Origin of the sequence: Salipaludibacillus sp. CUR1 (assembly GCF_021028955.1) — a bacterium.
Taxonomy (GTDB): domain Bacteria; phylum Bacillota; class Bacilli; order Bacillales; family Salisediminibacteriaceae; genus Salipaludibacillus.
Map to the genome: position 1 here is coordinate 1 of NZ_JAIWPE010000014.1, position 12909 is coordinate 12909.

The following is a 12909-nucleotide window of genomic DNA, read 5'->3' on the forward strand; positions in this document are numbered from 1 at the left end:
AAAAAAAGAGGGTGAGTCTAACTCCCCTCTATATCTATTTATTAATAGGGACATATTAAATAGCAAAAATGAGACAAAATACGTTGGTAGTTTCAGGTCAGAAATCATTAGCAGTAACAGCTCACACCTGCCTGAGCTAAAAGAGATGTTTGAGTGTGACGCAAGAAGTGTGGCGTGAGTTCAATATTTAACTTTGCTAATTTTAATAAACGCCTCATACGATTCTCTATCTTCTTAACATAAAGAGGGTAACCAGGTAGTTCCTCATCAATGCTTGCAAAAACTAAATCATCATTATGGTAAATATCTCGATGCTTCATCATTGTTTGTTTTAACTAATTTATGCTTGTTCATCTCATTAATCACAGTCTCATCAACATCAATGATCCTTACTGCTGTTGGAGTTTTTGGGGTTAAAAGCTAGTATTCTTTTCTGTTGTTAGTGGCTAGAATGGTAGAAAAGATGAAATATATTTATTTTGTGAAAGATTACATATATACATATATAATAGGAGAAAAATGGAGTACTCAACTTTGAAAAGTTGAGTACTCCATTTTTATTTTGTCGGAGTAATTCCTGTAACTTGCTATTGACTAGCCGATGAGATTATGGTTATGGTCAATTTATTAAAATGATAAAAAGGGAGAATCCGATCATGAGCATTCAACGAATTCCACTTGTACCTGGGAAGATTGAACTTGTATCTTCAAAAGATGAATTGAACTATCAGGATGTAATTAACGACTTTTCAGAAGCTGATTTTATTTTTGTTACAACATATAACATTTCTGAGAGAAGGGGAGACCTCTTACAAATGCTAAAGGATGCTACAGAGCATGCAGAGGTAAGAATAGTCACTAATATTCCAAGCCGGTTTGATAGGTATTATGGAAGTCGACCGCGTGAAAAGGCAGAAGCAAGTATTGAAAAATATACGGAAAGACTGAATCCTGAGATGGAAGATAGATTGGCTACTTTTTTCCATTTTGAAAACCATACGAAAATAATCCTAACTAACAATATTGCATATGTAGGATCGGCAAATTTCTCTGAAGAAAGTCAGAGAAGCAGAGAAACTGGTATTTTAATTAGAGATCCTAATATGGTCCAATTGGTTGTTGATAATCTGGTTCCAATTCTTGAGGGAGAGGGGAAACAATATTTTGGTGATATTCTAAATGAGAAACAACTTACTCTTTCATTGTTTTTATCCGAAATAAAAATGGCTGCTGACAGGATTAGGGAGGGCTTATATACATATGTAGGTCACCCTATTGAAAATACTGAAGTCTATAACTTCTGGGCCCCCACCTTGTCAGAGGAAGATGTATCTATGTTGCTTGATGTGATTATTGAATTGGAGGAGGAAGTTACGAATCTAAGTCAAATCCATGGTCTTAATCACACTTCTAAGTTACTGGATTTGAGTCTTTTACAGAAGGTTAAGGGTCTTTGTGAATATCGAACTTCTATACGTGAGCTTTCCCAATTCAATGAACAGGACTTGGCTAGCAATTTGCTTACTGATGAATTAGCCCTCTATGATGACCTCGATGAAGCTTGTCAGTTAGCATCCCAGCAAGCGTCTGATCAGCATAGGGACCTTGCAGAAGATGCGGAGGAAGATATTCGCCAACTTTTAAGTCTACTTGATTCTATTAAAGACCAGGTTGTTCAAATAAATACTGAACTGAATCGACTCGATGATAAACAAGGTTCAATTGATAACACCTAGCAAATAGCCCGCAAAGACAGGCTATTATAGGCAGTAATGATTTATAATGGGAGTAACAATAGAGTGACGTAACCCTGTTTTAAGCTGTTAGTTATCGTTAAAGATGTTACATTGTCGGGTGTGAAAAATCCTTTAATAACACGGATTAATTAACCAACTATAACTCACATTAAATATGCTACAAAACATTGGACTAATGGGGCGGCATGATGTAATAACGCCCCTCCGGCCTGAAACCGCAGGATAAATAAAACCCCCTCATCGATCTCTTCAAGTAGAGATTGGTGAGGGGGTTTTTGTGTATATTTGAAGTATCAGGCTGGTTGAAAGACGCGGTTTTGAAATCCTGGCATTTAGATTTTTTAGCGGAGGCCCCTCACGAGTTGACCAAACTTATGGAAAGCTTTTTTTATTATCATTAGCTGCCTGTTCCGCGTGAGAGGGTAGTGTCATGCGAAAACCAGGTTTACAAAAAAAACAGACTATGTTACATTTTAAATATTAAAAATGTTAAATATAAATTTAACGAAATTAACGAGGGCAGTTTTTCCTCTCCTAAAAGGTCTGAGGTAGTGATATGAAACTGTCAAATAAGTAAGGGTTATAACTTAAGGAGGATCTTTATGAATGCTGTAAATAGAGTTTGTAGACTTTATTCAATTCTTCATATCGAGGGAGGTTTGAAAAATGACTAATACAAATAATTATGACATTGTTATTATTGGCGGCGGCAGTGCGGGTTCTGTACTCGGGAATCGCCTGAGTGAAGACGGGACACGAAATGTGCTTGTTCTTGAAGCAGGCAGAAGTGATTTTTCGTGGGATCTGCTGATTCAGATGCCGGCCGCTTTACCGTTTCCTGCGGGGAAAAGTTTATATGACTGGAAATACGAAACCGCCCCTGAACCTTATATGAAAGGACGGCGGGTCAAGCATGCCCGCGGTAAGGTGCTCGGTGGTTCGAGCTCAATCAACGGTATGATTTATCAGCGCGGGAATCCTATGGATTATGAACGCTGGGGAGCGGATACGGGGATGGAAACGTGGGACTTTAAACATTGTCTCCCGTATTTTAAACGATTGGAAACGGCTTTAGGCTCGGAACCGGATGATGAGTACCGCGGTCACGATGGGCCTCTTAAACTGGAGCGCGGACCCGCAAAAAATCCATTGTTTGAAGCTTTCTTTAATGCAGCTGTTGAGGCAGGCTACTCAAGAACACCTGATGTGAACGGATTTCGCCAGGAAGGATTCGGGCCTTTTGACAAGCATGTCTACAAAGGGAGACGTTTGTCAGCTTCACGCGCCTATTTGCATCCGGCAATGAAGCGTAAGAATCTTACAGTCAAAACCCGTGCCTTTGTACAAAGTATTGATTTCGATGGTACAAGAGCCAACGGAGTGACATACCGTCGAAACGGTAAGACGCACAAAATCAATGCAGGGGAAGTTATACTTTCAGGCGGCGCTATCAATACGCCGCAGCTGCTTCAGCTGTCAGGTGTAGGTGATGCTGAACACTTGCGCTCACTTGGTATTGAACCGGTCGTTGATCTGCCGGGTGTAGGTGAAAACCTTCAGGATCATCTCGAAGCTTACATCCAATACGCGTGTCCAAAACCAGTTTCGGAGCAGCCTAACTTAAACAAAGCAAAAATGCCTTGGATTGGTTTACAATGGCTGCTCGGCCGCAAAGGGCCTGCAGCAACAAACCATTTTGAAGGCGGAGGGTTTGTCCGTTCCAACGAGGACGTCGACTATCCGAATCTGATGTTCCACTTCCTTCCGTTAGCTGTAAGGTACGACGGACAAAAAGCGGAGACTAAACACGGATTTCAGGTTCACGTGGGACCTATGTATTCTGATGCGCGCGGATCATTAAAGATTCGCTCAAAAGATCCTAAAGAGCATCCAGACATGGTCTATAACTACCTTTCCACTGATCAGGACAAACGTGAGTGGATAGAAGCGGTGAAGGTTACGCGGGAAATTATGTCCCAAGAGGCTATTGCACCTTATAATTCAGGAGAAATATCCCCTGGACCTTCTGTGAAAACGGATGAAGAGATTTTGGAATGGGTGGCAAAAGATGCGGAAACAGCACTGCATCCAAGCTGTACAGCTAAGATGGGCCCTGATTCAGACCCAATGGCTGTCGTGGATCCTGAGACGATGAAGGTTCACGGGCTTGAGAATGTACGGGTAGTGGACGCTTCAGCCATGCCATATGTTACTAACGGTAATATCCATGCACCGGTATTGATGCTGGCTGAAAAATCAGCGGATTTGATCCTTGGACGAAAGCCGCTGGATCCGATTGATGCCGATTTCTACCGTCATGGTGTACATCCTGCTGATGCAGGGACAGTAAAAGGTTAATTTAAAAAGGACCGGACTTGGGTTGAACGCTCAAGCCCGGTCTTTTTGTATATTAATAAAGGCGGATTTGAGAGTTCTTCTCAAATCCGCCTTTTAGGTAATTGCTGGGGGGACAGACCCCCCAGTAATTACCACTTTATTAATTTACCCACTCATCAATTAAATCCTGATTTTCTTCGATCCATTTTTCAGCCCCGTCAATTGGCTCTTCGGCACTTTCTACATACTCGATAAGCTCGCCGATTTCCTCATCATCCATCTTCCAATTTTTAAACCATTCGCTCACTTCAGGGTAATCTTCTTCAAAGCCCTGTCTCGTGGCGTGGTGTATTTTTTCTGTATCACCATAGATGTTTTGCGGATCGTCAAGGAATTTTAAATCGTGTGCTGAAAACACCCAGTGCGGTGTCCATAAAGGTACAACGATTGGTTCTTCGTTGTCTATTGCAGCTTCAAGTTCACCTAACATGGCCGGTTCAGAGCTTGCAAGCAAATTGAAGTCAAGACCGTAATCATTAATTAAATCTTCAGTAACTTCCATAGTTCCAGCGCCCGCATCAAGACCAATAATTTCACCGTTAAACAGTTCCCTATGTTCATTTAAATCTTCAATACTGTTAACCTCTTCGACATACTCTGGGACTACAAGCCCTACTTTTGCATTATCATACCAAGTTTCTTCTGAAAAATTGATGCTATCCTCATATTGTTCAAGATAATTCGCATCCTGAACCGGTAACCAGACTTCCAGATTGACATCCAGCCCGCCGCTTTCCAAAGCGGCCATTGACACTCCCATTTCCATTAAGCTTAACTCGACTTCATAACCTTTGTCTTCAAGAATAGATTTCCACATATTCGTCACTGCGATATTTTCAGCCCAGCTAATTTGCGAAATCATAATTTCCCCATTATTTACTTCTGACTCAGCATTTGACTCGGCCTCTGATTCTTCATTTGACTGTAGATTGTCTGTTTCCCCTTCAGACGTTCCACATGCTGCCAGGACAGCAACCGTGAGCAGCGATAAACTAAGACTAAGTTCCTTTTTCAATCTGTACATAACATTAAAAAACCCCTTTTGTTAAATATATTGCATATATTTAATACGTTAAAAATTTTTTTAACGTATATGCAAACGGAATTATCACACTAACCGGCGAGCGGTAGGTGAAGTCACCATTTTTGAGGAAGCCTGTATGTGATCCCTGCAGACTTCCTCACCCCTTTTCACTAATTAATCTTGCTCTCGTTTAGGCAGATACTCAAATATCTTGCCGCTTCGTATACTGGCAACTAAATCTTCGAGCCAGCGATAGTACGTTTTGGACTCTTCCAGCTGATCGTAGTATTTTTTTGCATCTGCAACCACATCTGGTGTGCTCGCTGAGTCCTTAATAACATTAATTAAATCTTCCTGTGCTTCTTCAATTGCTTCCAAGTTCGTATTTACTTCGCGCTCCCACATCTGGCAATAAAAAACCATAAATGAACGGAAGAAATTTTTCTCGGCTGCATACGTGTGTTTCCTGGAACCGCGGGTATATGTTTTTTTCACCATATCTATTTCCTGAAGCTTGCGGACACTGGTGCTCATACTCGGTTTGCTCATTTCAAGCTCTTCCCGCATCTCATCCAGTGTCATCTGATCTTTAAAGTACATGGTGGCATATAAATTGGCCGCAGCAGGAGTAACACCGTATAAATCCATTGTTTCCGCAATGGCGCCGATCACTTTATCTTTTGCTTCTTCTATTTTTTTTCTCGATTTATCTGCAGATTCGCTCATAAAGTGGCTCCTTCGATATAAAAAGTAAAGATTGTTAAATATTTATTTAATAATCTTTATGAACAATATGTTACAGAATTCAGTTGAAATGTCAATTGGAATCACGTAATTTTAAAGAGATAAATGAAGTCTGACTAACAATTGGCAACCATTCAACACGAACATTTTTTACCTGACACGCTTAATTTCTCTTCTTTGACAGCCTTCCTAAGAGATGATACCATGTTTAAAAAGTTAAATATATTTTTAATAAAATTAATTTAAAAATTAAAAGTGGAGCTGATATATTTGAGGACGAAACAACTGCAGTATATTAATGGTAAATGGGTGGAGTCAAACTCAGGCAACACACGGGATATCATTAACCCGTTTAATCAGGAAGTCATTGCTACTGTTCCTGAAGGAGACGAAACAGACGCAAAAGCAGCAATTGCTGCAGCAAGAGAAACATTTGATGAGGGAACCTGGCCTTCCACTCCAGCTATTGAACGTGGGGCGATCGTAAGAAAAATTGCTGAATTAATAGAAAGAGATAAAGAAGAACTTGCTGAACTGGAATCACTGGACACTGGGAAAACATTAGAAGAGAGCCGTGGAGATATGGATGATATTGCCGGAGTCTTCCGTTATTATTCAGAGCTTGCAGATAAAGACGGCGGGGAACTGATTGCCTCTCCAGTACCTGACTCAATCAGCAGGGTGGTTCACGAACCAGTTGGGGTCTGCGGGCAAATTACCCCGTGGAATTATCCATTATTGCAGGCGTCATGGAAACTGGCTCCCGCTCTTGTAACGGGAAATACGTTAATTATGAAACCGAGTGAAATTACTCCGCTTACGACTATTAAAGTATTCGAACTGATGGAAGAGGCAGGGGTCCCGGCAGGTGCAGCCAACCTGGTACTCGGCGCCGGTCACACAGTTGGTGCAGAGTTATCCGGAAACATTGATGTGGACCTTATTTCCTTTACAGGGGGCATCGTGACCGGGAAAAAGATTATGCAGACGGCAAGCGTGAATGTAAAGAAGCTGGCACTTGAACTTGGCGGAAAAAACCCTAACATCGTTTTTGAGGATGCTGATTTTGACATAGCCGTCGATCAGGCACTAAACGCGGTATTCTTCCATGCCGGTCAAATCTGTTCTGCAGGCACGAGGCTGATTGTGGAAGAAAGTATTCACGATGAGTTCGTTAACGCCCTTATTGAACGCGTGAATAAATTTAAGCTTGGAAACGGATTTGATGAAGATACACAGATGGGTCCGCTTATTTCAGCTGAGCATCTTGCGAAAGTGGAAAAGTATGTGGAAACAGGCCTCAAAGAAGGTGCTGTATTAGCAGCCGGCGGCAGCCGTCCGGAAGATCCGGAACTGCAAAATGGATTTTTCTACCTGCCTACAATTTTTACAAACTGTACCACAGAGATGAGCGTTGTTCAGGAAGAAGCCTTTGGCCCTGTCATTACGGTTGAGAAATTCCAGACCGAAGAGGAAGCGGTAAAGATTGCTAATGACTCCATTTACGGCCTGGCAGGCGGCGTCTGGACCAATGATATTGCAAAAGCTGAACGTTGTGCAGCAAAGATGCGCATGGGAACAGTGTGGATTAACGAATTCAATCTCTACTTCCCGCATGCACCATGGGGCGGATTTAAGCAGTCCGGTATTGGACGTGAACTCGGAAAACTGGGAATAGAAGAGTACACGGAAGCGAAGCACATTTTCCATAACCTGAAGCCTCAACCTCTCAAATGGTTCTAATAAGTGCCTGCGGCGCCCTGATGCTTTAAAATATCACGGGAGCAAATTAAATATGAAGAAAGTGGAACTTATTTATAGGCTGTTAATTAAAAAATATTCATATTTTCAGGCAATAATAGAGACCTTCGTTAGGTTAACGCTTAACGAGGGTCTCTTTTGTATGGATTAGACAATTACGTTATAGGCGCAATACCGTCCTTGTTTAAGACGCTTCCGGATGAGGAAATAGAGGACTGTGTCAGTATTTTTTCCTAAGAGGAGGATAAACGAATGAGTTTCCTTAATACTTTCTTAAAACAGCCAATCGGTTATGGGACTGCGCCTTTAGGTAATTTGTTCCGGGATGTGCCGGAAGAGCAAGCGCAGGAGACAATTGAATCTGTCTGGAACGAAGGGATACGTTATTTTGATACAGCTCCATTCTATGGGGCAGGTCTGGCGGAGCAGCGGCTCGGAGAATTCTTAAAAAATAAATCCCGTGATGACTATGTGCTAAGCACAAAGGTCGGCCGGATCATTTCCGATGAAACGGAAGAGAAGGAAGGGTTGTTTGAAGACGGCCGGCAGAACAAACTTATCGATGACTATACAGCAGATGGGACAAAGCGGTCTATTGAGCAGAGTCTTGAGCGTCTGCAGACGGACCGGCTCGATTTCGTCTATGTGCATGATATTTCCGCAGATTTTCACGGCGATGATTGGATCTCCCTCTTTGATGAAGCGCGTAAAGGCGCGTTTCGGGTGCTCAACGAAATGAGGGAAGAAGGTGTCATCCGTGAGTGGGGTCTTGGAGTCAACCTTCCGCTTCCAATCGAACTGGCCCTTGAACTGGAGGAGACCGTGCCTACGTTATCCTTGCAGGCGACACACTACACCTTGATGAATCATCAGAGCGCCCTTGATAAGCTAATGCCTCTTGCAGAAAAAAGAGGAAGCGGGATTGTAGTCGGTGCTCCTTACAACTCCGGAGCCCTGCTCGGTGGTGATCACTATGACTACGCACCCGTGAGCAGTGAGATTAAACAGCACGTTCAGCAGCTGCAAGACGTTGCCACTCAGCACGGAGTGAGTTTAAAAGCTGCTGCTCTTCAGTTTTCGACTGCACACCCGGCAGTCGATGCGGTGATCCCAGGCTCCACACGTCCTGACCGGATCAAAGAAGACGTGGCTGCATTCAAAGAAACAATTCCCGGAGCCTTCTGGCAGGAACTCAGGGACAAAGAGCTCATCTCTAAAGAGGCGCCCCTTCCAGACGGCAAGTAGCTGAAACTTACACCAGCTATCTTATATTGCTACGCTTTTGAGAGGCTGCAATTGAACAAGTAACAGAAAAAGGATCATCTGATGTGAAGCAAGGGGGGTCTTCCTCTTGCTTTTTCGACGTGGAGTGCAAATCCCGCCAGATGAACTCTTATTTTTGGATTTCTGTTTCAGCAGAAGGTATGATAAAGTTAAGTAGAATTTGGACTAATGGGGGGGATGGCCAGTGAATGTCATTCCATTTTTTATCGGAATCGTTTTTATTTTTCTGCATTTAATGGCGAATTACTTGTTGCCTGCGGAACGGATCAAACGGCTGATCTGGTTTTCATTTTCAGGCGGTCTGGCAGTTTCTTATGTCTTTGTTTATCTTTTGCCGACCCTTCACCAGGAGCAGGCAAATATTGAGGAGAAATACAGAGCGCTTGCCATGGAGTCGGAAATATATTTCGTCGGTTTATTGGGCGTGGTGGTTTTCCTTGGGATACAGCTAATTGTCAGACGGAAGGATGTCTCTCATACGTCTTCGTTCTGGGTAGCTGTTGCTTTCTATACATTTTATAATGCGTTAATTTCATTTACGGTGCTTTCTGTTGATGTGGTTGGTGTCCAGGCGCTTTTTTACAGTATTGCTATCGGCCTTCATATTATCGCTGTGGCCCACGACATGTACCGGGAATTCCCCAATGAATACAGTAAAAAGGGACGGTATATACTGGCCGGCGGGATTGTGATCGGCTGGATTTTTGCCCTGACGGTTGAACTTAATCCTTTAATAAAAGCCATAGTATTTGCCTTTATCTCTGGGGCAATGATCTTTAATGTCTTTAAAAACGAGTTGCCCAATGAAAAGGAAATACATTATTTCACGTTTACCATTGGCGTATTTTCATATACCGTGCTTACAATGTCATTAAAGTTTTTCTTTGAGTGGTAAGCGGGGTTTTTTATGATTATGAAGAAAGTGCTCATTTAATAATAAAGAATTTAACAACAAAATGAACAGGGACCTGACACTGCAGTAAACAGCTGCCCAGGTCCCGTAGTTTTATTAGGATTTAGCTTTCAAAAAGAACTGTGTATCAGGGTTTTGGCCTTCAATCATTTCTTTCACACGCTTTCCAATCACCAGGTTATATTGAGGGTGGGTAAGTATATAAAAGCGCTCTTCCTCAATAGCTATAAAGACGCTCTGACTAATAGAATCGATTGGAATACCAGTTGTAATGACGTGTTTTGCCCGTTCAAGACCCGCTCTGTATGTTGGACTTTGATAGTACGGTTCATCAGATGTAATTGCATATCGTTCGGGACGCTGCCGGTCGCAGTTATGCAGGTCGGTCTGCACAAATCCCGGGCAGAATACCGACATACCGATTTTTGAATTGGCCGCTTCGAGCTGCATGGCGACTGATTCAGTTAAAGCAACCGAAGCGTGTTTACTCGCATGATAAGCTACCATATTCGGTGTAGTTAACAAACCTGCTACAGAAGCTGTATTCACGATATGACAGGGCGTCCCCTGTTTCAGCATCACAGGAATAAAGGCTTTTAAACCGAATGCTATCCCGTTCACATTGACACCCATGATCCATTCCCAGTCTTTCACAGGGATTTCCCAGATAGGACCTGGAACTACAACACCGGCGTTGTTAAAGAGCAAATCCACTGATCCAAATATTTCCACTGTCTTTTCTGCTAAATGAGCGACCTCCTCATAGAGGGAAACGTCCGTAGGGACAGCGATTACTTCTACGCCCATCTCCTTTATCACCTGTTCCGTCCTTTTTAAATCTTCCTCATTGATATCAGCAAGAACCAGTTTCATTTCCCGTTTAGCACACTCTATAGCAAATTCCACACCGAAGCCGTTTCCTGCTCCGGTGATTACCGCTGTCTTCCCTTTAAATTCTTTCATAATTTAACCTCCTCTTAGGATAAAACGAATGCTTTTTCATAGCCCTGTCTGACTGCGTCTGAAATTCTTCCTGCTACCACAGCATCACCGATTATTCTGACTCTGGAATATCTTTCTTCCAGCTCTGCAAGCAGTCCTGTCCTCGGTTTTACTCCTAAGGATAGAACGACATAATCGGCATCAATGGACTGGGGTTTACCGGTAACAGTGTGAGTAACAGTTATAGAATGGTCATTAATTGCAGCAAGGCGCTGTTGAGTTATGACGTTGACCTTGTATTTTTGCAACTTCTGCTTAATATCGAATAAAATGGGAGCATAAATTCCGTTTCCAATGGTCTCTTTCATTTCAACTAATGTCACCTTATTTCCTTTTTCACCAAGAAATTCTGCTGTTTCACATCCGGTCATCCCTGATCCTGCAACGATTATGTTTTTACCGGTCATCTCAGGGACTTTTCCATCCAGAACAGCGTGCGCAGTTACGACATTCGGTCCCTCTGAACCCGGGACAGGTGGGACGACAGACTCTGCACCAGCTGCCCAAAACACTGCGTATGGTTCAAGTGCTTCCACCTCTTCAATAGCAGGGGCACTTCCCCGTCGAATGTCAACGTCCAACCGCTTCAGTTCTCTTTCCAGGAAATTTACAAACCATGTCATTTTATCCTTGCCATTAGGCTTACCGGCGAGACGGAGTGCGCCTCCGAGGTGTTCTTCTTTCTCAAAAAGAATTGGTTCAAATCCTTTCAGTTTTAAGGTGCGGGCTGCTTCCATACCGCCAGGTCCCCCGCCAATAACAACAACTTTTCGTCCCTCGCCATTCTGAATCAGGCCCGAGAACTCAATTTCCCTGCTCATTCTAGGATTTACAGCACATTTAACTGTGCCGCCTTGGCTGAGTTCTTCCATGCAATGCAGACAGGATATACAAGGGCGGATCTGCTCTTCTGCATCATTAGCAGCTTTATTGCACCATTCAGGATCTGCTAAATGACCTCGGGCGATTCCTGCGAAATCTGCATTCCCTTCCGAAAGGAACTGATCTGCATACGCAGGTTCCCGAAGGACACTTACAGCAATAACAGGAATATTTACTTCATTTTTAATCCCTTTTGCTAAATGCTTTTTCCAGCCTTGCGGATAAGAGACTGGTTCTACTATCGTCACGCCGGATTCATACGTGCCGCAGCTGACATTCAGAACATCCACACCGATGCTCTCGAGATACTTCGCCACTTTAATAGTGTCCTGAAGTTTCATGCCTCCTTCCACAAACTCATCAGCACTTAGTCGCACACTTACAGGAAAATCTTTCCCGCAAATATGTTTAATGCCGACAATAATTTCTGTAATAAACCGCATACGATTCACAAAATGCCCGCCATACTTATCTGTTCTTTTATTGGTATAAGAGCTTAGAAACTGGTTAATCAAATAACCGTGTGCTCCGTGAAGTTCAACGCCGTCAACACCTGCAATTTGTGCCATTTTGGCACCAGTAATAAATTTTTTCACGAGACCTTCGATTTCTTCTGTCGTTAATTCGCGGGGCATTTCCTTTGTACGGGAGCACATAATAGCACTTGGCGCTACAATCTGTTTGCCTCCAATCAGCCGGCTGTATGTCTCACGACCCGGGTGGTGAAGCTGGACAAAGATTTTCGCATCGTATTTCTGTACCGTCCGGGCAAGGCGTTCCAATTGGGGGATATGGCTTGGCTTTGTCAATGTGAGTTGATTAGCGGTCCCTGCACCGTAGTCATCATCAATCTTTGTAATTTCAGTAATAATTAATCCGCATCCCCCTTTCGCTCTTTCCTCGTAGAAACGGATGATATCCGCTGATGCTTCACCTGAAGAGCTGGCCAATGACGTTCCCATCGCCGGCATGACGACCCGGTTCTTAAGTTGTAATGAACCAATTTTCCCTTTTGAAAATAAATGCTTGTATGTCATTCCATTCAACCTCCTTGAAACTCATTTGTGAATAATTGAGCATGTACTCTGATTTAAAAATATCACAGCCTTAAGAGCACAGCTATGTTCGCATAAGACAAGAATATC

Annotated in this window: 10 protein-coding genes; 5 read left to right on the forward strand and 5 right to left on the reverse strand. The window is 42.9% G+C overall.

What is annotated here, in order from left to right; all coding sequences use genetic code 11:
• Nucleotides 1-107: 107 nt before the first annotated feature.
• A complete protein-coding gene (locus K8O68_RS02480; RefSeq protein WP_370640470.1) occupies nt 108-323 on the reverse strand; it encodes a tyrosine-type recombinase/integrase in 216 nt (71 codons plus the stop codon).
• Nucleotides 324-656: 333 nt separating this feature from the next.
• On the opposite strand from K8O68_RS02480, the gene K8O68_RS02485 reads away from it, so the two are divergent.
• Together K8O68_RS02485 and betA are read left to right on the forward strand one after the other, a co-directional pair.
• On the forward strand, nt 657-1736 hold the full coding sequence (locus K8O68_RS02485; protein ID WP_230895359.1) for a phospholipase D-like domain-containing protein: 1080 nt from the start codon (nt 657-659) through the stop codon (nt 1734-1736).
• Nucleotides 1737-2423: 687 nt separating this feature from the next.
• A complete protein-coding gene (gene betA / locus K8O68_RS02490) occupies nt 2424-4115 on the forward strand; it encodes a choline dehydrogenase (RefSeq protein ID WP_230895360.1) in 1692 nt (563 codons plus the stop codon).
• A 139-nt stretch (nt 4116-4254) separates the two neighbouring features.
• Here betA and K8O68_RS02495 read toward each other — a convergent pair whose 3' ends face one another.
• Together K8O68_RS02495 and cudC are read right to left on the reverse strand one after the other, a co-directional pair.
• Nucleotides 4255-5178 carry a glycine betaine ABC transporter substrate-binding protein gene (locus K8O68_RS02495; RefSeq protein WP_230895361.1) on the reverse strand — a complete coding sequence of 308 codons (924 nt, stop codon included), beginning with the start codon at nt 5176-5178 and terminating at the stop codon, nt 4255-4257.
• Nucleotides 5179-5352: 174 nt separating this feature from the next.
• On the reverse strand, nt 5353-5904 hold the full coding sequence (gene cudC / locus K8O68_RS02500) for a choline uptake/conversion transcriptional regulator CudC (RefSeq protein ID WP_230895362.1): 552 nt from the start codon (nt 5902-5904) through the stop codon (nt 5353-5355).
• Nucleotides 5905-6192: 288 nt separating this feature from the next.
• On the opposite strand from cudC, the gene betB reads away from it, so the two are divergent.
• From betB to K8O68_RS02515, 3 genes are all read left to right on the forward strand, one after another.
• Entirely contained in the window at nt 6193-7665 is a 1473-nt protein-coding gene (gene betB / locus K8O68_RS02505) for a betaine-aldehyde dehydrogenase (RefSeq protein WP_230895363.1), read from the forward strand.
• A 270-nt stretch (nt 7666-7935) separates the two neighbouring features.
• Nucleotides 7936-8928: an aldo/keto reductase gene (locus tag K8O68_RS02510; protein ID WP_230895364.1), complete on the forward strand. Its 993-nt coding sequence runs from the start codon at nt 7936-7938 to the stop codon at nt 8926-8928.
• Nucleotides 8929-9151: 223 nt separating this feature from the next.
• On the forward strand, nt 9152-9862 hold the full coding sequence (locus K8O68_RS02515) for a hypothetical protein (protein WP_230895365.1): 711 nt from the start codon (nt 9152-9154) through the stop codon (nt 9860-9862).
• 114 nt (nt 9863-9976) lie between these two features.
• Here K8O68_RS02515 and K8O68_RS02520 read toward each other — a convergent pair whose 3' ends face one another.
• On the reverse strand, nt 9977-10843 hold the full coding sequence (locus K8O68_RS02520; RefSeq protein WP_230895366.1) for an SDR family NAD(P)-dependent oxidoreductase: 867 nt from the start codon (nt 10841-10843) through the stop codon (nt 9977-9979).
• Nucleotides 10844-10857: 14 nt separating this feature from the next.
• Entirely contained in the window at nt 10858-12801 is a 1944-nt protein-coding gene (locus K8O68_RS02525; RefSeq protein WP_230895367.1) for an oxidoreductase, read from the reverse strand.
• Between the last annotated feature and the right edge of the window lie 108 nt (nt 12802-12909).

Coding starts and splice junctions, on each gene's coding strand:
- K8O68_RS02480 (WP_370640470.1), bottom strand. CDS start 323: ATGATGAAGCATCGAGATATTTACCATAATGATGATTTAGTTTTTGCA.
- K8O68_RS02485 (WP_230895359.1), top strand. CDS start 657: ATGAGCATTCAACGAATTCCACTTGTACCTGGGAAGATTGAACTTGTA.
- betA (WP_230895360.1), top strand. CDS start 2,424: ATGACTAATACAAATAATTATGACATTGTTATTATTGGCGGCGGCAGT.
- K8O68_RS02495 (WP_230895361.1), bottom strand. CDS start 5,178: ATGTACAGATTGAAAAAGGAACTTAGTCTTAGTTTATCGCTGCTCACG.
- cudC (WP_230895362.1), bottom strand. CDS start 5,904: ATGAGCGAATCTGCAGATAAATCGAGAAAAAAAATAGAAGAAGCAAAA.
- K8O68_RS02510 (WP_230895364.1), top strand. CDS start 7,936: ATGAGTTTCCTTAATACTTTCTTAAAACAGCCAATCGGTTATGGGACT.
- K8O68_RS02520 (WP_230895366.1), bottom strand. CDS start 10,843: ATGAAAGAATTTAAAGGGAAGACAGCGGTAATCACCGGAGCAGGAAAC.
- K8O68_RS02525 (WP_230895367.1), bottom strand. CDS start 12,801: ATGACATACAAGCATTTATTTTCAAAAGGGAAAATTGGTTCATTACAA.